A 20,290-nucleotide genomic window follows, 5' to 3' on the forward strand; every position below is an offset into this window, starting at 1 on the left:
CCGAGGCGGGGACGGCCGCTCGGAGGTGAGGCTCCGACGCCGCTCCACCCGTGGCAGGCCCCGACCGGGATGAGCCGCCTCGCCCGGTCTCCCACTCGCTGGGACGCCGCCGCTCCGAGGGGCGGCCCGGGGTGGGGTGGGCGTCGTACACGGCGGCTCGGGCTGCGTCTGTTGCTCCGTCTTCGGTACGAGGGCGGAGTCGGTGCGTGCTCGCGTCGGACGTCGGTTCCGCTGCTGCCCGGACGACAGGCGCCAAGAAGCGTTTGCCGCACGGGATTTCCGTTACTGCTGAAGTTTCACAGGACCGGTGCGACAGCAATACTGTTGAACAGGGTTCGGTGGCGCGCTGTACGGTCCCAGGACGCGACCGCACGGCGGCGTTCCGGCCCGGCACGGCCGCCGTCGGCCTCCGACCGCGGGCACAGGCCGCGGCGAGCAGGCCGGAGCGCTTCGGCAGTTCCGGGTCGGGACCGCGCGGGCGACAGAGCCACGTCGCCGTTCGGCAGCACGGAGAGGAGCACGGCAGATGGAGCGGCACGGCGGACGGGCGGCGCAGGTCTCCCCAGCGCCCCCACCCGAAACGGACGGGCGCGCCCTTGCCGACGCCGCGGCGCCCACCTCCTCCGCGCGCGAGGAGCCGCCCTCCGCGCCGCTCACGCAGGACGTCCTCACCGTCGACCAACTCGCGGCGCGTGCAGGCGTCACGGTCCGCACCGTCCGCTTCTACAGCACCCGGGGACTGCTCCCTCCGCCCACCATCGGGCCCCGTCGCGTGGGGCGTTACGGCCCCGACCACCTCGCGCGGCTGGCCCTGATCGAGGAGCTCCAGCACCAGGGGATGACCCTCGCCGCGATCGAGCGCTACCTCCAGCGGCTCCCCGAGGACATCACCCCGCACGAGTTGGCGATCCATCGCGCGGTGGTCGCCTCCTGGCTCCCCGACACCGTCGACGAGGCCTCGCGCGAGGAGTTGGAGGGCCGTGTCGGGAGGAAGCTCACCGACAGGGACCTGGAGCGGCTCGCCGCCATGCGGGTACTGGAACGGACGGGCGATCCGGACGTCTTCCTCGTCGATCCCGGACTCGTCCACCTCGGAGTGCGCATTCTCGACGTGCCGATATCGACCGAGGCGATCGTCTCGGCGCGCGAGGTGATGCTGGAGCACAGCCGGTCGGCGGCGCGGGAGTTGAGCCGGCTCTTCAAGGACGAGGTCTGGGAGCCCTACCGCGACAGGCAGCCCGACGCGGAGGGCGTCGAGGAGATGAAGTACCTCTCGGCCCACATGCAGCCGATGGTCGTCCAAGCCCTGGTGACGACGTTCCAACGCTCCATGCAGGAGGAACTCCGTGGCGTCTTTCCCGACGAACGGGCCCCGCGGACGAGCGGGGGCCGCGGCGGGGGCGGCGAGCGGAGCGGCCGGAGGTGAGGCCGGGAAGCGGCCGCGATCTCCCAGCCCGAGGACTACCCGACGCCTGACGCGATGCACTCAGCCGGGGGCGGCGGCTCCGGAGCCCCCGTGAACTCAGGGGGACGCACGTTGCCGGGGCAGACGCCGAGAGGTTGCAACCGCGGCCGCACGTTGATCCCGGTCACTCTCTCGTAACTGCTTCTACCGGCCGTCCCCTCCGATGCACAACCCGCTCATGGGATTGCGCACCGGCAGGGCACGACCGTACACAGAACTCCGAGGACTCAGTCCGAGAAGCGCTCCCCCTTCTCGGCCTTCTGCACGAGCAGCTCCGGGACGGCGAACCGGTCACCGTACTGTTCCTGCAACTGACGGGCTCTGGCGACGAATCCGGGCAAGCCGCCCTCGTAGCCGTTGATGTACTGGATGACCCCTCCGCTCCACGGCGGGAAGCCGATCCCCATGAGGGAACCGATGTTGGCATCGGCAACGGACGTGAGAACCCCCTCCTCGAAGAGGCGGACGGTGTCGAGCGCCTCGGAGAAGAGCATCCGCTCCTGCATGTCGACGAAGGGAACCTCGGCCCGTTCGCCCTCCGCCGGGCCGAAGTGCTCGCGGAGACCGGGCCACAGACGCGTGCGCTTGCCGTTCTCGTCGTACTCGTAGAAGCCTGCGCCGGCGCTGCGACCGGTGCGACCGAACTCGTCGATCATGCGGTCGATGACGGCGTCTGCCGGGTGGTCGGGGAAGTCGACGCCTTCGGCGCGGAGCGCCTCCTGTGTCTCCTTCCGGATCTTCCGCGGCAGGGTGAGCGTCAGCTCGTCCATGAGGGAGAGCACCTTCGCCGGATACCCGGCCTGGGCCGCCGCCTGCTCGACGGTGGCCGGCTCCACGCCTTCTGCGAGGAGCGCGACGCCTTCGTTGAGGAACTGCCCGATGACACGGGAGGTGAAGAACCCGCGCGAGTCCTGCACCACGATGGGCGTCTTCCTGATCTGCCGGACGAGGTCGAAGGCACGGGCGAGCGCCTCGTCACCGGTCTGCCGCCCACGGATGATCTCGACGAGCGGCATCTTGTCGACGGGCGAGAAGAAGTGCAGGCCGACGAAGTCGCTCTGCCTCTCGACCCCTTCGGCGAGCATGCTGATCGGCAGCGTCGAGGTGTTGGAGCAGAGCAGGGCGTCCGGCTCCACGACATCCTCGATCTCCTGAAAGACCCGGTGCTTGAGCGAAGGATCCTCGAAGACGGCCTCGATCACCGCGTCGCAGCCTGCCAGGTCCTTCGGGTCCGCGGTGGGGGTGATGCGGGAGAGCAGTTCGTCCCGCTTCGCCTCGGTGGTGCGGCCCCGGCTGAGCGCCTTCTCCAGTAGGCCGGCGGAGTACTCCTTGCCCTTCTCCGCCGCCTCCTGGGACACGTCCTTGAGCACCACCTCGATGCCGGCCTTGGCGCAGGCGTAGGCGATGCCCGCGCCCATCATGCCGGCGCCGAGCACTGCCGCCTTGCTGACAGTGCGCTCCTCGATCCCGTCGGGGCGGCTCGCGCCGGAGTTGACGGCCTGGAGGTCGAAGAAGAACGCCTGCGTCATGTTCTTCGCGATCTGGCCGGTGACGAGCTCGGTGAAGTAGCGGCTCTCGATCACCTGGGCCGTCTCGAAGTCGACCTGCGAACCCTCGATCGCCGCCGCCATGATGTTCCGCTGCGCCGGATAGGGCGCCCCGGCCGTCTGCTTGACGAGGTTCGCCGGGAAGGCGGGCAGATTGGCCGCGAACTTGGGCGACGCGGGCGTGCCCCCGGGGATGCGGTACCCCTCGACGTCCCACGGCTGCCGGGACTCGGGGTGTGCGTCGATGAAGGCCCGCGCCGCGGCGAGGAGTTCCTCCTGCGTGCCCACGACCTCGTGCACGAGGCCCTTCTCCTTGGCCTTCGCCGGAAAGTACTGCTGGCCTTGGAGAAGCACGTTGAGCAGCGCGTCGGCGATTCCGAGGAGGCGCACGGTGCGGACGACGCCGCCGCCCCCGGGAAGCAGTCCGAAACTCGACTCGGGACAGCCGATCTTGGAGCCCTTCGCGTCGAGCGCGACCCGGTGGTGGCACGCGAGGGCGAGCTCCAAACCGCCGCCGAGCGCCGCACCGTTGATCGCGGCGACGACGGGGACGCCCAGTGTCTCGATCCGTCGCAGAGCGCTCTTGATCTGCATCCCCGACTCGAACACCTGCTGAGCGTGCTCGGGCGTCGCCTGGATCAGGTCGTTGAGGTCCCCTCCCGCGAAGAAGGTCTTCTTCGCCGAGGTGAAGACGACCCCGCGGATCGCCTCCCGCTCCTCTTCCAGTCGGTCGGCGACGGCGCCGATCGAGGTGCGGAAGGCGGCGTTCATGGTGTTCGCCGACTGCCCGGGATCGTCGAGGACGAGCGTCACGACGCCCGTGTCGTCCTGCTCCCAGCGGATGGTGGACGCCTCGCCCACGGCCGGGTTGGGTGTGCTGCTGCTCATGTTGGCGCTCCGGAGTGCGAGTTCGGGTCGGTGGTCAGAGGCGCTCGATGACGGTGGCGACGCCCATGCCGCCACCGACGCAGAGCGTGGCCAGGCCGAAGCGCTGGTCGCGGCGTTCGAGCTCGTCGATGAGGGTGCCGAGGATCATCGCGCCCGTGGCGCCCAGCGGGTGACCGAGGGCGATCGCGCCGCCGTTGACGTTGACCTTCTCCAGCGGAAGGCCCATGTCCTTGACGAACCGCAGCACGACAGCGGCGAACGCCTCGTTGATCTCGACGAGGTCGATGTCCTCGATCTCCAGGCCGGCCTTGGCGAGCGCCTTGCGGGAGGCCGGAGCGGGACCCGTGAGCATGATCGTCGGATCGGACCCGGAGACGGCGACGGAGCGGATGCGCGCCCGCGGCGTGAGTCCGAACCGCTCGCCGACCTCGCGGTTGCCCACCGCGACCAGGGCCGAACCGTCCACGATCCCGGAGGAGTTGCCCGCGTGGTGGACGTGGTCGATCTCCTCGACCCAGTGGTACTTCTGAAGCGCCACCGCGTCGAAGCCGCCCATGTCCCCGATCCCGGCGAAGGACGGCTTGAGCGCGGCGAGGGAGTCGGCCGTCGTACCGGGGCGGAGGTGCTCGTCCCGGTCGAGCACGACGAGACCGTTGCGGTCGCGGACGGGTACGACGGAGCGGTCGAACCGTCCCTCCTTCCACGCCTGCGCGGCCAACTCCTGCGAGCGAGCTGCGTACTCGTCCACCGCGCGGCGGTCGAAGCCCTCGATCGTGGCGATGAGGTCGGCACCGATGCCCTGCGGCACGAAGCCCGTCTGGAAGCTCGTCATGGGGTCCATGTGCCAGGCCCCGCCGTCCGTCCCCATCGGTACGCGGGACATCGACTCGACGCCGCCGGCGAGGACCAGGTCCTCCCATCCGGAGGCGACCTTGGCCGCCGCAAGGTTGACCGCTTCGAGGCCGGAGGCACAGAAGCGGTTCTCCTGTACGCCGGCTACGGTCTCCGGGAGCCCGGCGGCGATCGCGGCTGTCCTGGCGATGTCCGAGCCCTGGTCGCCGACGGGGCTCACGACGCCGAGGACGAGGTCGTCGATGGCCGCCGGGTCGAGGTCGGGGAACCTGTCCCTGAGTGCGCGGATGAGGCCGGTGACGAGGTCGATCGGCTTGGTGCCGTGCAGCGCGCCGTTGGCCTTGCCACGACCGCGCGGCGTGCGCACCGCGTCGTACACGAACGCTTCGGAGCTCACGTGGTGTCCTTTCGAGGGTGGGCTGGTGTCGAGGTGGGGGACGCCGACGGCCGGCGCCTCGGGTCGGCTACGTCAGGAGCGAGCGCCCGATGATCTCCTTCATGATCTCGGTTGTGCCTCCGTAGATGGTCTGGATACGACCGTCGACGAACGCTCTCGCCACCGGGTACTCCGCCATGTAGCCGTAACCGCCGTGGAGTTGCAGACAGCGGTCCGTGACCTTCTTCTGCAGCTCGGTCGCCCACCACTTGGCCATCGACGCGTGGACGGCGTCGAGTTCGCCCTTGTCGTGATCGACAATGCAGCGGTCGATGAACGCCCTCGTGACCGCGCACTCGGTCGCCATCTCGGCTATCTCGAAGCGTATGTGCTGGAGCTTGGCGAGCGGCCTGCCGAACGCCTCCCGCTCTTTGACGTACTGCTGCGTCGTCTCCAGCAGATGCTCCGCCGCCGCCGCACCGGCCATCGCGATCCCCATGCGTTCCTGCGCGAGGTGCGTCATCAGATGGACGAAGGCACCGTTGACCTCGCCGAGCAGGTTCTCCTTCGGGACCTTGACGTCCTGGAAGAAGAGCTCGGCGGTGTCCTGGGCCTTCTGACCGATCTTGTCGAGGTTGCGTCCGCGTTCGAAGCCCTCCATGCCACGTTCGACGACGAGCAGACTGAGGCCGTGCGCCCCGCCCTCGGGGGTCGTGCGGGCCACCACGACGACGAGGTCGGCGAGGATGCCGTTGGAGATGAAGGTCTTGGAGCCGTTGAGCAGCCAGTGGTCACCACGGTCCTCGGCGGAGGTGCGGATGCCCTGGAGGTCGGAGCCGGCTCCGGGTTCGGTCATCGCGATGGCGGAGATCGTCTCGCCGCTGCAGAAGCCGGGCAGCCATCGCCGCTTCTGTTCCTCGGTGCCGAGAGCGGTCAGGTAGGGGCCGACGATGTCGTTGTGGAGCGAGACGGCAAGACCGGCGGCGCCGGAGCGGGCGAACTCCTCGCTGAGGACTGCGGCGTAGCGGAAGTCGGATGCGCCTCCGCCGCCGAACTCCTCCGGGACGGCGATACCGAGGAGGCCCTGCCGACCCGCGGCCCTCCAGACCTCCCTGGAGACCTGGCCGTCGCGCTCCCACTCGGCGTAGTGCGGCTCGACCTCCTTTTGCAGGAAGGTGCGCACGGTACGGCGGAACGCCTCGTGGTCCTCGGTGAAGAGCTGGCGCTGCATCTTTTCCCCTCTCGGGGCTGGTTCGGCGGGGCGCGCCGAAGGGGCGGTCAGAGGGTCTCGTTCAGGAGCGCCGGGATCTGCCAGTCCGCGGCGACTTCTCTGGTGTGCTCGCCCGGCTCGGCCGGACGCCCGTCGATCTCGGTCGGCGTCGCGCTGAATCGGGGGGCGGGCGCCGGCTGCACCATGCCGGCGCGTTCCACAAAAGTGCGGCGGGCCTTCAGGTGCGGGTGCTCCGGCGCTTCGGCGAGGGAGAGAACGGGGGCGACGCAGGCGTCGCTCTCCGCGAACACCTCGGTCCACTCCTCGCGGGTGCGCACGGCGAACCGCTCCGCGATGGCCCGCTTCAACTCGCCCCAGCCGGCGACGTCCTCGCGGGGAGGCACCTCGTGCTCCAGTCCGAGAAGGCGGACGAACTCGGCGTAGAACGCGGGCTCCAGGGCGCCGACGGCCATGTAGGCGCCGTCGGCTGTGCGGTAGGTGCCGTAGAACGGAGCGCCGCCGTCGAGGAGGTTCGCCTCACGGCGGTCCTGCCATACTCCGGACGCGAGCATGCCGTGGAGTATCGAGGTGAGGTGCGAGGCGCCGTCGACGATGGCTGCGTCGACCACCTGGCCCGGTCCGCCTCCTCCTTCCGCGTGGCGGAGCGCGGCGAGTACGCCGACGACCAGGTAGAGGGAGCCGCCGGCGAAGTCACCGAGCAGATTGGCGGGAAAGGCGGGCGGGCCGTCCGCCGGTCCGCTGATGCCCAGGGCACCGGTGAGGGCGATGTATCCGATGTCGTGACCCGCGCGCTCGGCCAACGGGCCGTCCTGCCCCCAACCTGTCATCCGGCCGTACACCAACGAGGGGTTGCGCCCCATGCACACCTCGGGCCCCACACCCAGCCGTTCGGCCACGCCGGGACGGTACCCCTCGATGAGGACGTGCGCGCGATCGACCAACTGCAGCGCTGCTTCCCGGCCTTCGGCGGTCTTCAGGTCGACGACGACGGAGCGCTTGCCGCGGTTGGTGATGTCGTGCGGCGGGTCGATCGTGAGGGCGCCGCCACCGGGGCGGTCGATGCGCACGACGTCCGCACCGAGGTCGGCGAGGAGCATGGCCGCGAAGGGGCCCGGACCGATACCCGCCAGCTCCACGACGCGGACACCGGAGAGCGGGCCGCCGCCCTGCTGTGCTTTTGCCATCGCCTCTCCAACTCCGCGTGCTGACAAGCCTCTTCGACGGTCACGCCTGCACTCGACCCGGGTGCGGGAAGAGCGGAGAACAAGCGTGTGACACAACTGATGTAACACCGGGAATGCTATGAACAGCGACCCGGTTTCACAAGACCTTGCGAGCGTCGCCGCCGTACCGCTCACGCCGACGCGGCCAAGAGCACCGCATCCGGCCGACGGCTGCAACTGACGCCACCGGAGCCGGAATCACACTTGCACCGCGGAGAACTGGGGTTCAGTCAGTTCTCAAGATCCGTTACTCGCCGATCCGTTCACCCGTTCGTGGTGTGGACCGGGATTCGAAGATCTGCGTAGAGTTGCTCTCGGCAACGCAGAATCACGCAGCTTCACGCAGAGAGCGGCCTTCGCTCCGGCAGCGCAAGTCCCCGACGAAACGCCGCCCTGCGAGCGCTCCGCGCCCGAACCGACACCCAGGCCGACCGATCAGAAAAGGTGCCGCAGATGCCCGAAACGGCGCACATGCAGGACGAGTTGACGAGTCAGCCGGCGCTGTGGCGCCGTGCCGCCGCACTCGCAAGCGAGACGGACTCCCTCCCGCGCAACGGCGAGCGGGTGGCCGTCGTCGGGTGCGGCACCTCCTGGTTCATGGCGCAGTCGTACGCCGCCCTCCGGGAACGCTCCGGGCAGGGCCTCACGGATGCGTTCGCGGCGTCCGAAGCGCTGCTCTCCCCTCCCCGCGGTTACGACTCCGTCGTGGCCCTCACGCGTTCCGGCACGACGACGGAGGTGCTCCGCCTCCTGGCCGATCTCGAACGCAGCACGCGCACGGTGACACTCGTCGGCGACACCCACTCCCCCGCCGTCGAACACTCCGACACCGTCATCCCCCTGCCGTTCGCCGACGAACGCTCCGTCGTCCAGACACGATTCGCGACGACGGCGCTCGCCCTTCTCAGAGCACACCTCGGCGAAGACCTCACCGGCGCGATATCCGACGCAGAAGCCGCACTCGAGGCATCGGTGGAAGCGCAGTGGGTCGAGGCCGAGCAGTTCACCTTCCTCGGCACGGGCTGGACTGTCGGCCTTGCCCATGAGGCGGCACTCAAGATGCGTGAAGCGTCGCAGAGTTGGACGGAGTCGTACCCTGCCATGGAGTACCGCCACGGTCCCATTTCCATAGCAGCTCAGGGTCGTGTCACCTGGACGTTCGGCCCGCCCCCGTCCGGGCTTGCCACCGAAGTGGCGCAGACCGGGGCGGAGTTCGTGGCGCACGACAGGGACCCGCTCGCTGAGCTCGTCCTGGTCCAACGGATCGCACTGGAGCGTGCCCGCGCCCGGGGGCTCGACCCGGACCTGCCGCGCAACCTCACACGCTCCGTCCAACTAGAAGGCTGAGTTTCCCTGCGGGGTGGGGCTCTCACCCCGGACCACCGCTGCACACCGCGCCCGAACGTCCGCCCTTCACAACGGGAAGCCGAGGACCATGCCGCTCGTCACCACCGCCTCCATCGTCAACGCCGCCCGCTCGGCGAACGCCGGCGCCCTCGCCTTCAACGTCCTCCACCTGGAGACGGCGGAAGCGCTGGTCACCGCCGCCGAACGCAGCGAGCTTCCCGTGATCCTGCAGATCAGTGAGAACTGCGCCCGGTACCACGGCAGTCTGCGCCCGCTCACTCTCGCCTGCCTCGCGCTCGCGGAGGAGTCGACCGCTCGGGTGTCCGTCCATCTCGACCACCTCACCGACCCGGAACTGCTGCGGCAGGGCGTGGCGGCCGGGGCGGTCTCGGCGATGGTCGACGCCTCGGCCCTGCCGTACGCGGAGAACGTCGCGCAGACGGCCGCGCTCACGCAGTGGTGCCACTCGCGAGGCGTGCACGTCGAAGCCGAACTCGGGGAAGTGGGCGGCAAAGACGGCGTACACGCCCCGGGTGCGCGCACGGAGCCGGCGGAGGCGCGCGACTTCGTCGAGGCCACTGGTGTGGATACGCTCGCCGTAGCGGTCGGCTCTTCCCACGCGATGCTGGAGCGCAGCGCTGTCCTCGACAAAGCGCTGATAAAGCGCCTCCGGGGTGAGTTGGAAGTCCCGCTGGTACTCCATGGCTCGTCGGGGGTTTCGGACGAAGAACTCCGAGCAGCGATAGCCGCCGGCCTAACCAAGATCAACATATCGACCCACCTGGTCTCCGTCTTCACCCGCTCGGTACGCGACACACTCACCGCCTCGCCCGAGCTCGTGGACTCCCGAAAGTACGTCGCACCCGCACGCACCGCAGTCGCCGACGAGGCCGAGCGCCTGCTCCGTTTGCTCAGCGCGCCCCAGTCCCCATCCGGGGGAACAGCGACACACGAGAGGAGGGCGACGGAAGGCGGCGCCGAGTGAAGCGCCACGAACGACTCAACACTCTGCTCGACATCCTGGGCGAGAAGGGCGGTCTGGAGGTGGAGGAAGCCGCAGCGGCTCTCGGTGTCTCGGCCGCCACGACGCGGAGGGACATGGACGCCCTCGCGGAGCAGCAACTGCTCATCCGCACACGGGGCGGTGCCGTACCGGGTCACGTCAACTACGACCTGCCGATCCGGTATCGGCAGGGGGCCCGCGCAGTGGGACGCGCCGCAGTCGCACGTGCTGCGGCCGGCATGGTCCCTCCCGGCTCGGTCGTCGGCCTCAGTGGCGGCACCACGACGACGGAGATCGCGAGAGCGCTCGCCCGTCGCCCCGAGTTCGGGGAGACAGGACCGGAGCCGAGCCTGACCGTCGTCACCAACGCCCTGAACATCGCCAATGAGTTGACGATACGGCCGCAGATCAAGACCGTCGTCACCGGAGGGGTGGCCCATGCCCGTTCCTTCGAGCTCTCCGGCACCTTCGCCGAGACAGTTCTCGGCCGGCTGCACTTGGACATCGCGTTCATCGGCGTCAACGGCATCACCCCCGCCGAAGGCGCAACCGTGCACAGCGAAGAGGAGGCATCCGTCAATGCGCTCATGGCCCGCCGTGCGCAACGGGCGTTCGTCGTGGCGGACGCCTCCAAGATCGGCACACGGTGCTTCGCACGGATCGGCGGCAGCGAACTCTTCGACGGATTCCTCACCGACACGTCTTCCCCGTCCGAGGCCGTCGCGGAGTTCGACCGCTCGTCGTTGGCGGTCACCGTGTGCGGCGCCGACGACGAAACCGATGCCTGACGAAAGAGCACCGACGACGCAGCGCGGTAGTGCCCTCTGTCATCGCACTGCCACGTCTAGTCGGGGCTCGGCAGCATTGTCTCTGCGGGACGCGGAGTTCGGCGATACGGTTCGTGAACGTTCAAGGAGCTTGGGAGGGCGGGCATCCGGGGTGCCCCTGGGCAACCCTTGTGGATCTCAGCGCCCCACACTCCCGCAATTGACTCCGCCCCGACCGACAGCCAACCCGCACCTCCCGACCCCGGCGCAACGCACCGGTCCTTGCACCGTGTTTCCGCCCGGGCCGTGAAGGCATCAGGAGACCGGCGATGCACCCGCACTCGGACTCTCGCAGTCCCACGCCCGCTGCGACGGACGATGTCCCGGTAGGCGTCCGACAAGCGTGGTCCGCGCTCGGAGGACACCCGGAAATGCTTCCGCGCCTCGCACACCGTCGACGCTCCGGCCTGCTGCCCTCCGCGCTCCCGGTGCAGGGGCTGGCTACCTGCTCCGTCGCCGCATGTTCCCTGGCGGCGGCCGAGTTCACAGAGGTGCGCTCGCCCGGGCCCGGCGCGTCTTACGCGACGGTGGACGACGCGGCCGTGGCGTCCGCGTTCGCGAGCGACAGGCACCTCCGTGTCGACGGCCGCGCGGTGTCGGCCTTCGCAGCCCTCTCACGGTTCTGGCCGACGGCTGACGGTTGGGTCCGCACTCACGCCAACTACCCGCACCACCGGGCACGTTTGCTCCGGGCACTCGGGCTCTCATCCGAGCCGGCTCCCGGGACGGACTCCGAGGAGCAGGCCGTGGTCGAGCGGCTCGGTACCGAGATCGCCCGGCGGACGGCGGCGGAGGTCGAGGAGACGGTCTGCGCCGGTGGTGGCCTCGCCTTCGCTCTTCGCTCGCCGGAGGCGTGGTCGCAGCATCCGCAGCGGATCGCCGAGTCGACTCGCCCGCTGGTGCGCACCGCTCGCCTCGACGAGGAGCCACCGGCGGCGCTCGGGCGGGCCGCGGTTGCGGGGCCCCTCGACGGTCTGCGAGTCCTCGACCTCACCCGCGTCGTCGCCGGCCCCGTCGCCACTCGGACCCTCGGCGCGCTCGGCGCCGACGTCCTGCGGCTGGACCCGCCGCACCTGCCCGAACTCCCGGACACCTGGGCGGACACGGGGTTCGGCAAGCGTTCCGCCACCTTGGACCTCGCCGGCAGGGAAGGCCGAAACGCTCTGGAGCGCCTGCTCGCCGAGGCTCACGTCGTGCTGACCGCTTACCGCCCTGCAGCCCTCGACCGCTTCGGGTGCACGCCGGAAGCCCTCGCCGCGCGCAGGCCGGGGCTGGTCGTCGGCCGCCTCTGCGCGTGGGGCGAGTCGGGCCCGTGGCGACACAGGCGCGGTTTCGACAGCCTCGTGCAGACGGCGACGGGCATCGCTTCCCTCGAGGCCGCCCCCGACGGTGCCCCTGGTGCCCTGCCGGTGCAAGCGCTCGACCACGCCACCGGGTATCTCCTCGCGGCAGCCGTCCTGCGCTCACTCACCGACCAGCGCACCGGCACGCCCGGCTCCAGAGTGCTCCACCTCTCACTCGCCCGCACCGCCGCCTGGCTCACCGACGAACTCCCCCACGAGCCACAACCGAGCGACGGCCCTCAGGACGAAGCCGCTCCGGTCCTCCGCGAAACCGACAGCCCACTCGGCCGCCTGCGCTACGTACCCTCGCCGATCGCCCAGCACTGTCCGGGCCCGCAGCCTCCCGAGCCCATCACGGACTGGATCCGGCCTCCTTCCCTTTTCGGGGCCGACGCCTGCGAATGGAGGCGCCCCGACTAAAACTTGTCCGACCGATCACGTGGCCGTGCCGTGTGCTGGTCGATGAGCACAACCCGGGACGGGGAGACCTGTGGGACCCCGGGTGGGCCGTTGCCACCGCTTGGGACGGGCATTGTGGCAGGTGGCGGGAGCACGGGCGGATGAGCGGCGGGACGGACCCTGCGTCGGGTAAGGACTCGGGGGCGATCACCGCGACTTGGGCGGACGGTCAGGCCGTAAAGGCGGTTTACGAACCACCGGCTGTGGTCGGCGAACGGGACGTGGCAACGTCTGCTCCAGCAAGTCCAAGTCGCGGCCGGTGCGACCGACCGAGTCGCGGCAGACGGGCGAGTAAGACGAGCGATGCGTGGATTGTGGACGTCGGAACAGCATCCGGTGAGGAGGTGTGCAGGATGAGTCTCCGACTGGCGGCGTACGCGGTGTGCATCGAGGGCGGGCGGGTGCTGCTTTCCTGTCTCGTATCGCCGAAAGGCGAACCCAATTGGACTCTTCCAGGCGGCAGGGTCGAGCACACGGAAGATCCTTTCGACACGGTGGTCCGGGAGGTCGCCGAGGAGACCGGATACGACGCGGTGGTCGAACGCCTGCTGGGCGTGGATTCGAGGACCATCCCGGCAGCCGAACGTGCCATCCCCGGCGGGCCGGAACACCAGAACGTCGGCATCTTCTACCAGGTACGCATCACGGGCGGCCAGCTCCGGCCCGAGCCGAACGGCGGGATCGCCGAGTCCGTCTGGACTCCGCTTGCGGAAGTCGCCGGCCTACGCAGGTCATCGCTTGTCGATACCGGACTCGCCCTGGCCCGGACACTGCCGGCAACCGGCCACGTCGCACCCCTCCCGGTCGGCGGCCTGATCCAGCACTGAGCCGACCACCACATCTCGCCTGCTCGACCGCCGTCCGACTCATGACCGGCCGATACGCCCCTGCAACTTCGTGCGGAGTCGTGCTCACTGCGGGCGGCAAGCGTCTGGCGAGAAACGAACCGGGGGAAGCTGATGGGGCGTTGATGGCCACATCTTCGCTACGACAAACCCGGAAGACGCCGCGCAGGACTCCATCCCCGTGCGTGGGCCAAGTTGAGTAGTGCCTGCGACTGCCGGCAAGTCACCGCCGCTCCGATCCCCAAGCCGACCAGCCGAGCGCACTCCCCCGTGAAGCCCCCTACTGCCCTCCCGCTCCCGGCAGTTCCCCCCGTTGCCCTTTCTCCAACGAGGTCCTGCGTCCCTCCGCCTCCCCGTCATCAGGTCGCACCGGCTTCCGCTCCACGCCGACGCCTCCCCACACCGCGAGCCCGGTGACGACGATCCGCGGCGCCCCCGGCTCGCCCGGGCCCACGGCACCGGCTTCGAAGCCGCCCATGACACCGATGCCCGTGACGTCCACCTCGACGTCCGGGCCGACCGTGACCTGGATGCCGCCGCAGAAGGCGAAGCAGCGGATCTTGACGTCGCTGCCCTCGAACCTGGCCTCACGCAGGTCGAGTTGGCCGCCTCCCAGCAACGCGACGCCGGTGAAGAGCCGGGGCACCGTCCAGGACCGCCGGCGGACGAAGCCCCCGAAGAGCCCGAGCCCCCATCGAGAACTCGGCTCGCCGCCTATCCGGCTCGCCCAGCGTCGGCGCGTATCGGCTCTCTCCGCGGTGCCCGCCCCGTGTGCGTCCGCGGGCACGACGTCGCGACCCGCGCGTGCGACCCCCGCGGGGAGGTCGCGGACGAGCCGCTCGAGCTCCCGGTCGGTGCGCGCGCCGTAGGCGCTGTCGAGACGCTCGTCGAACTCCTCCATGGTCAGGCGCCCTTCGGCCAACGCCTGCCGGAGTACTTCCGCGGTCTCTTCCCGCTCGGCGTCCGAGGCCCGCATGCCGGGCGTCTCCTCTGTCATGCACTCAGCTTACGTGCGAAGCCCGCCCCCGACGCGGCGTCACGGCGCCCTCAACGCAGCCGCGAAGTCGAGAAGTTGCACCTCATCCCCGCAACAGCCACTCACCGCCGAGGACGAGCAGGAATCCGAGCCCGAGCACACCCGTCGCCACCCGCGTCCGTCCGCGCCTGCTGAGTCCGATCGCGGCCCCGGAGAGTATGAGCGCGATGCCGTAGAAGCCGACGGTCAGCACGGAAGGCGCGCTCCCCAGCCGGACGACGAGCGCGATCGCGACCGCGAGCATGACCACCGCGGAGAGGAGTATCCGTACGCGGCGCGCCTGCCGCGGGGTCAGCCGGCGCAGCGGGGCGTCGGAGCCCGGCGGGTCGCCGCCCGGCTCGTCGAGGGGTTCGACGTCGTCGCTCGCCGTCGCTGATCCGTCCGTGGGAGCTGTCGAGTTGGGTTCGGGCATGCCCGGGAGCGTATCTGCCCGGCGGTCACCCTGCGCTGCCGCCCGCCCACTTGCGGAGAGACGAACGGCTCTCGAAATGCCCGAGGTTGGTGTCGACGGGCTTGTCCGTGTACTGGTGGAAACGCCAGGAGTGTTTGATCCCCGGCTTCCCCGGCTTGCCGTTGTAGTGCGCGATCCAGAGGCCGTCACCGGCGAAGGAGGTGGTGTCGCGGTTGAGCCAGAAGTCGGTGTTGCAGTACAGGAGCACCTTGTGGTCGGGGCGCTTCTTCTGCACGTACTTGATCCACTTGTCCTTGCTCGCGTTGCTGACGCCCGGGTCCTCCCAGTCGAGGACGAGCATGTCCCCGGCGACGAGGTTGATCTTCGAGAGGAAGTAGTCGGCCTGCTCGGTGACGTTCCCCGCGCGACCGAAGTGGTAGAAGCCCGTGACGAGCCCCGCGTCCCTCGCCGTCTTGCGTTGAGCGACCCATTTCGGGTTGGTGTAGCTGCGACCCTCCGTGATCTTGATGAAGACGAAGTCCATGCCCTCGGTGTCGTACTTCTCCGACTGGTACGAGGAGACGTCGATCCCCTTGATCATGTGATGGCCCCTTCCGTAGCCATGTGCGCCTTGCCCCCGTCGGATACCCGCCGCGAAAGGCCCCCTACCGCCCGCCGGAACCGAACATCGGGTCCAGGAACCGCCGTTCGACCCCGGAACCGGTAGCCGCGCAACGGCCGCCTCGCGCTGCCCGGCACAATCGACCCTCGAACACGGAACCGTCGAGTCACCTCAGGGAGCACCATGGCACGCCGGGACTTCACGATAGAGATCGACGGCGCGACCGCGGCGCACGCCGACGCCTGGACGGACGGCGCCCGTTTCATGGTCCTGCCGGCGGGCGAGCACCGCGCGGAGCACACCTCGGCGCGCATCCGCCTCCACTTTCCCGACGGCGACTCGGCAGCCGCACCCCGCAGCGAGTCCGTGTCGGAGGCCCACGCCTCGGAAGTGACCGTCGCCGAAGTCGAGGACCGCATGCGGAGGTTGAGCGAGAGCAGCACCCTCCCTCCGCACCTGGAGCTCGACGCCCCCGACGGCTCCCCACTGTGCTCCGTCCGCCCCGAGCAGCCCTCCGCCGACCGGGCACCCGACCGCTACACCGTTTTGGAGCCGGACGGCACCGTGCTGTGCACCCTCAGCCGCCACAGACCGCACAGACCGCACCGCTCGTACTGGCGCATCGCCTTCCCCGACGGACGGCCCCCGCTCACCGGCCACAAGGGGACCCTCCCCGGCTGGTTCACGTTCGCGCTGCTCTCCCCGTTCTGGCTGCTTCTCTTCCTGCTGTCGCTCCTCGTGGGCCTGTTGACGTTCGACGACAGTCTCGGCATCAGCGTCTGGGGCCAGCCGAGCCGCATCGTCTGGCGCACCCGTGACGGCGCAGCACGCCGCCCCGCACTCATCTACCGTTATCAGCAGACCAGTTACCGCTGGGACGACGACCGCTTGGACCACCGCATCGCCTACGCACAGGCCGCCGTCCACCATCTCGCCGCCCTGCGCGGCTGAAAGCCCTGCGCAGGGCGGCAGCTCGGCGTGCCGTGGTGACGCGAGGCGGTACGGTCGGCAGTCGGGCGGTCGAAGCGCCGCCCGGCGGTACCAAGTCCGTATATCCACGCGCCCGGACTGCGCGGGCGAGAGAAAGGTGTCCACCATGGCGACGACGCGCAATGCGCACACCGTCTGGACCGGCAACCTGACGGAGGGTTCCGGTGTCGTCTCGCTCGACTCCTCGGGACTCGGCGAGTACCAGGTCTCCTGGCCCTCGCGCGCCGAGGAGCCGAACGGCAAGACAAGCCCCGAGGAAATGATCGCGGCGGCGCACTCCTCCTGCTTCTCCATGGCGCTCTCCAACGGCCTCAACAGCGCGGGCACGCCGCCCACGAAGCTGACCACCCACGCGGCGGTGACCCTCAAGCCGGGCACCGGCATCACCGGCATCCATCTCTCCGTCGAGGGCGAGGTGCCGGGGATCGACGAGGACGCCTTTCTTCGGGCGGCCGAGGAGGCGAAGGCGAACTGCCCGGTGAGCCAGGCGCTGGCGGGGACGACGATCACGCACACGGCAAAGCTGGTCTGAGTCGGCCGGCTCGACCGAGCCGCGGGGGCGTCCGGTTTCCGGGCGCCCCCGCGGCGTGCGGAGGACCGGCCGGGTGTACTTTGCGCAGGCGCCGGGCGCGCCGCCGCCGCCCGCCTCGTGAGGCGTGGCAGCACGGAGACATGACGTCTGATAAGCATACGAATCCGGTGGACCGGCGGCGTCTGGTGCGGAGCGTGCTCGGCATCGGCCTCGGCGCCGCGGCCCTCGGCAGCACGGTCGGACGCGCGGTCCTCGGCTCCGACGAGACATCGACGCAAGGCGGCCCGGCCGCCCCCGACGCGGCGGGCGCCCCCGCCGACCCCAAGGCGCCGAGCACCGCCTCGCCCGACGGCGGCCGGTCGCCGTACCGACTGCGCCCCATCGAGGGCGAGACCTCGCGCGGAGCGCCCTCCGTCCACCCCCAGGTGCGCACGCACGCGCAGTACTCGCTCTCGGGCAAGGGCCGCCGGGTGGCGCTCACCTTCGACGACGGACCCGACCCGCGGTACACCCCGGAGATCCTGGAGACGCTGCGCCGCCACGGGGTGAGGGCGGTCTTCTTCGTGATCGGAGAGACCGCGGAGCAGTTCCCCGACGTGCTTCGCTCGGTCGCCCGCGAGGGCCACCTCATCGCCAACCACACCTGGAACCACCGGCAGCTCACCGCGATCCCGGTCGCCGAGGCCCGCAGCGAACTGGAGCGCACTAGCGAGCTGATCGCGCGGACGGTCGGCACCCCGCCCACCTGGGCGCGTGCACCGTACGGCGACTGGAACGGGCCGACGCTGCGGATCTGCGCCGAGCTCGGCATGGAGCCGCTCGGCTGGTCCCTCGACACCCAGGACTGGTCGATGCCGGGGAGCGAGCACATCATCAACGCCGTGATGAAGGATGTCGCCCCTGGAACGATCGTTCTCAACCACGACGGCGGCGGGGACCGTTCCCAAAGCGCATCCGCGCTCTCCGCCTACCTGCCGCAGCTTCTCGCCGCCGGATACACGCCGGCTCTCCCCTGACGCACGGGCGACGCGGCGCCCAGGAACCGGCTCGCCGGGCGCGACGGCCGTACGCTCGGTACACCTCCGCACCCTCGCACCCGGAGCGTGACATGCCCGAACTGCCCGAAATCGAGGCCCTGCGAGGCTTCCTGGAGGAGAGAGCGACGGGGCACACCGTGGAGCGCGTGCTGCCCGTGGCGGTGAGCGTGCTCAAGACGTACGACCCGCCGCCGAGCGCCCTGCGCGGACGCGTCGTCGAAGGGGCGGCACGGCACGGCAAGTTCCTCGACCTGGGGATGCGGCAGCCGGGCGGGGGCGAGGAGTTGCACCTCGTCGTGCACCTCGCGCGCGCCGGGTGGCTCCGGTGGCGCGAGACACTGCCCGAGGCGCCGCCGCGTCCCGGCAAGGGGCCGTTGGCGCTGCGCGTGCAGCTCGACGGGGAGGGGCGCCCCGGTTTCGACATCACGGAGGCCGGGACGCAGAAGCGGCTGGCCGTCTACGTCGTCGGGGACCCGGCCGAGGTCCCCGGTGTCGCACGGCTCGGCCCCGATCCGCTCGCGCCCGACTTCACGCGGGAGGACTTCGCGGCGCTACTGCGCGGCCAACGCCACCGGATCAAGGGCCTCCTGCGCGACCAGGCCGTCATCGCCGGCATCGGGAACGCGTACTCGGACGAAATCCTGCACGCGGCGAAAACGTCCCCCTTCAAGGTCGCCTCGCAGCTCACGGAGGAGGAGGTCGGCCGGCTCCACGACGCGACGCAGCAGACCCTGCGGGAGGCCGTGGAGCGCGCCCGTGCGCTCCCCGCCGACGAGCTCAAGGCAGGCAAGCGTATGGGGATGCGGGTGCACGACCGCACCGGCGAGCGGTGCCCGGTCTGCGGTGACACGATCCGCGAGGTCTCGTTCGCCGACTCCTCGCTCCAGTACTGCCCGACGTGCCAGACCGGCGGAAAGCCGCTCGCCGACCGGCGGATGTCCAGGCTCCTCAAGTGAGGCCGTACGACGGCCGTTGCCCGGCACGCGCACACGAGCCCGCCCGGTGACGCGTTCCGCCGTGCGGGGTCGCGTCACCGGGCCGACCAGCGTGGGACCTCACACCTGCCGGAAGACCGCCACGACGTTCTGGCCTCCGAAGCCGAACGCGTTGACCACGCCCGTGCGGATGTGTGCCTTGCGCGCGGTGTTGGGGACGTAGTCGAGGTCGCACTCGGGGTCGGGCGTGCCGAGGTTGACCGTGGGCGGCACCACGCCGTCGCGGATGGCGAGCGCCGTGACCATCGAGGAGAGGGCGCCCGAGGCGCCGATCATGTGGCCGACCATCGACTTCGGCGCGCTGACGAGGAGACCGTCGGCCGCCTCGCCGTAGACCGCGCGGATCGCGCGCGTCTCCAGGCGGTCGTTGATCCGGGTGGCCGTGCCGTGCGCGCAGATGTAGTCGACCTCGGCAGGGGCGACGTGCGCGTTGGCGAGGGCTCTTCGCATCGCCGCCTCGGCGAAGGTGCCCTGCGGGTCCGGGGCGCTGACGTGGAAGGCGTCGGAGGTGAGGGCGCCGCCCGCGACTTCCATGTAGGGGGCGGCGCCGCGGGCCTCCGCGTGTGCGGCCGACTCCACGACGAGGACGACGGCGCCCTCGCCGAAGACGAAGCCGTCCCGCTCGGCGTCGAAAGGCTTGCTGGCGTGCTCGGGGTCGTCGTTGTTGGCGGAGAGGGCGCCCATGTTGCTGAGCCCGGCGAACATCACCCGGGTGAGGGCGGAGTCGGTGCCGCCCGCTATGACGACGTCGGCCTCCCCGGCGAGGATCGTGCGCCGCGCCTCCAGCAGGGCGTGGACGCCGCTGGCGCAGGCGAGCGCCGAAGCGTTGACGGGGCCGTGCACGCCGAGGTCGATCGCCACCTCGCACGCCGGCATGTTGGGGATCACCGAGGAGACGAAGTACGGGCTCACCCGCCGGGGTTCGGTGTGCATGGTGTCCGTCGCGGCCTCGATGCCGGGGAAGCCGGCGACGGCGTTGTTGATCTGCACGCCGATCCGGCCCTCGGGGTCTTCCACGTCCGTGAGCCCCGCGTCCTGTGCGGCCTCGCGGGCCGCGGCCACCGCGTACTGCGAGAAGCGCTCGGAGCGGCGCATCCGCTTGCGGTCGAGGTAGGCGGCGGGGTCGAAGTTTTTGACCTCGGCCGCGATGCGGGTGGGCAGCCCCGTCGGGTCGAACCGCGTGATCCGGGCGACGCCGGAGCGGCCCTCGCGGAGCGCCTCCCAGCTGCTCTCCCGGTCGTTTCCGACCGGCGTCACGGCGCCGATCCCGGTCACCACTGC

At 70.4% G+C, this 20,290-nt stretch carries 18 protein-coding genes; 10 read left to right on the forward strand and 8 right to left on the reverse strand.

Going from position 1 to position 20,290, the window contains the following annotated elements; genetic code table 11:
- Window positions 1-526 precede the first annotated feature (526 nt).
- A complete protein-coding gene (locus tag F603_RS0114750) occupies window positions 527-1,426 on the forward strand; it encodes a MerR family transcriptional regulator (protein ID WP_019546781.1) in 900 nt (299 codons plus the stop codon).
- Window positions 1,427-1,692: 266 nt separating this feature from the next.
- Here F603_RS0114750 and F603_RS0114755 read toward each other — a convergent pair whose 3' ends face one another.
- The 4 genes from F603_RS0114755 to F603_RS0114770 all read right to left on the reverse strand — a co-directional run bounded on the left by F603_RS0114755 (window position 1,693) and on the right by F603_RS0114770 (window position 7,543).
- Complete coding sequence (locus F603_RS0114755) at window positions 1,693-3,873, reverse strand: 3-hydroxyacyl-CoA dehydrogenase NAD-binding domain-containing protein (RefSeq protein ID WP_026328425.1); 2,181 nt, start codon at window positions 3,871-3,873, stop codon at window positions 1,693-1,695.
- A 61-nt stretch (window positions 3,874-3,934) separates the two neighbouring features.
- The gene (locus F603_RS0114760; protein ID WP_019546783.1) at window positions 3,935-5,149 is read right to left on the reverse strand and encodes an acetyl-CoA C-acetyltransferase; all 1,215 of its coding nucleotides are present in this window, start codon (window positions 5,147-5,149) and stop codon (window positions 3,935-3,937) included.
- Window positions 5,150-5,216: 67 nt separating this feature from the next.
- Window positions 5,217-6,359 (reverse strand): acyl-CoA dehydrogenase family protein, encoded by a 1,143-nt coding sequence (locus F603_RS0114765; protein WP_019546784.1) that lies wholly within the window; start codon window positions 6,357-6,359, stop codon window positions 5,217-5,219.
- Between the two features lie 47 nt (window positions 6,360-6,406).
- Window positions 6,407-7,543 (reverse strand): CaiB/BaiF CoA transferase family protein, encoded by a 1,137-nt coding sequence (locus F603_RS0114770; protein WP_019546785.1) that lies wholly within the window; start codon window positions 7,541-7,543, stop codon window positions 6,407-6,409.
- Between the two features lie 492 nt (window positions 7,544-8,035).
- Here F603_RS0114770 and F603_RS0114775 point away from each other — a divergent pair, with 492 nt between their 5' ends.
- The 5 genes from F603_RS0114775 to F603_RS0114795 all read left to right on the forward strand — a co-directional run bounded on the left by F603_RS0114775 (window position 8,036) and on the right by F603_RS0114795 (window position 13,388).
- Window positions 8,036-8,929 (forward strand): SIS domain-containing protein, encoded by an 894-nt coding sequence (locus F603_RS0114775; RefSeq protein WP_019546786.1) that lies wholly within the window; start codon window positions 8,036-8,038, stop codon window positions 8,927-8,929.
- A gap of 88 nt (window positions 8,930-9,017) precedes the next feature.
- Entirely contained in the window at window positions 9,018-9,914 is an 897-nt protein-coding gene (locus F603_RS0114780) for a class II fructose-bisphosphate aldolase (RefSeq protein WP_019546787.1), read from the forward strand.
- Window positions 9,911-10,720, forward strand: a complete 810-nt coding sequence (locus tag F603_RS0114785; RefSeq protein WP_019546788.1) for a DeoR/GlpR family DNA-binding transcription regulator — start codon at window positions 9,911-9,913, stop codon at window positions 10,718-10,720. Before F603_RS0114780 ends, F603_RS0114785 begins: the two co-directional genes overlap by 4 nt.
- 410 nt (window positions 10,721-11,130) lie before the next feature.
- Entirely contained in the window at window positions 11,131-12,522 is a 1,392-nt protein-coding gene (locus tag F603_RS36245; protein ID WP_019546789.1) for a CoA transferase, read from the forward strand.
- 392 nt (window positions 12,523-12,914) lie between these two features.
- Window positions 12,915-13,388 (forward strand): NUDIX hydrolase, encoded by a 474-nt coding sequence (locus tag F603_RS0114795; RefSeq protein WP_026328426.1) that lies wholly within the window; start codon window positions 12,915-12,917, stop codon window positions 13,386-13,388.
- 298 nt (window positions 13,389-13,686) lie between these two features.
- Here F603_RS0114795 and F603_RS0114800 read toward each other — a convergent pair whose 3' ends face one another.
- The 3 genes from F603_RS0114800 to F603_RS0114810 form a co-directional block, all read right to left on the reverse strand.
- Complete coding sequence (locus F603_RS0114800) at window positions 13,687-14,403, reverse strand: DUF1707 SHOCT-like domain-containing protein (RefSeq protein WP_051096225.1); 717 nt, start codon at window positions 14,401-14,403, stop codon at window positions 13,687-13,689.
- Window positions 14,404-14,485: 82 nt separating this feature from the next.
- A complete protein-coding gene (locus F603_RS0114805; RefSeq protein ID WP_019546793.1) occupies window positions 14,486-14,854 on the reverse strand; it encodes a hypothetical protein in 369 nt (122 codons plus the stop codon).
- 25 nt (window positions 14,855-14,879) lie between these two features.
- Entirely contained in the window at window positions 14,880-15,434 is a 555-nt protein-coding gene (locus F603_RS0114810) for a glycoside hydrolase family 25 protein (protein ID WP_019546794.1), read from the reverse strand.
- 204 nt (window positions 15,435-15,638) lie between these two features.
- Here F603_RS0114810 and F603_RS0114815 point away from each other — a divergent pair, with 204 nt between their 5' ends.
- The 4 genes from F603_RS0114815 to F603_RS0114830 all read left to right on the forward strand — a co-directional run bounded on the left by F603_RS0114815 (window position 15,639) and on the right by F603_RS0114830 (window position 18,970).
- Complete coding sequence (locus tag F603_RS0114815; protein WP_019546795.1) at window positions 15,639-16,406, forward strand: hypothetical protein; 768 nt, start codon at window positions 15,639-15,641, stop codon at window positions 16,404-16,406.
- A gap of 145 nt (window positions 16,407-16,551) precedes the next feature.
- On the forward strand, window positions 16,552-16,977 hold the full coding sequence (locus F603_RS0114820; protein WP_019546796.1) for an OsmC family protein: 426 nt from the start codon (window positions 16,552-16,554) through the stop codon (window positions 16,975-16,977).
- Between the two features lie 167 nt (window positions 16,978-17,144).
- Window positions 17,145-17,993, forward strand: coding sequence for a polysaccharide deacetylase family protein (locus tag F603_RS0114825; RefSeq protein ID WP_019546797.1), 849 nt, complete (start codon window positions 17,145-17,147; stop codon window positions 17,991-17,993).
- A 92-nt stretch (window positions 17,994-18,085) separates the two neighbouring features.
- Entirely contained in the window at window positions 18,086-18,970 is an 885-nt protein-coding gene (locus F603_RS0114830; protein ID WP_019546798.1) for an Fpg/Nei family DNA glycosylase, read from the forward strand.
- A gap of 99 nt (window positions 18,971-19,069) precedes the next feature.
- On the opposite strand, the gene fabF is transcribed toward F603_RS0114830, so the two are convergent.
- Window positions 19,070-20,287: a beta-ketoacyl-ACP synthase II gene (gene fabF / locus F603_RS0114835; RefSeq protein WP_019546799.1), complete on the reverse strand. Its 1,218-nt coding sequence runs from the start codon at window positions 20,285-20,287 to the stop codon at window positions 19,070-19,072.
- Between the last annotated feature and the right edge of the window lie 3 nt (window positions 20,288-20,290).

The organism is Streptomyces sulphureus DSM 40104 (assembly GCF_000381025.1).
Taxonomy (GTDB): Bacteria; Actinomycetota; Actinomycetes; order Streptomycetales; family Streptomycetaceae; genus Streptomyces; species Streptomyces sulphureus.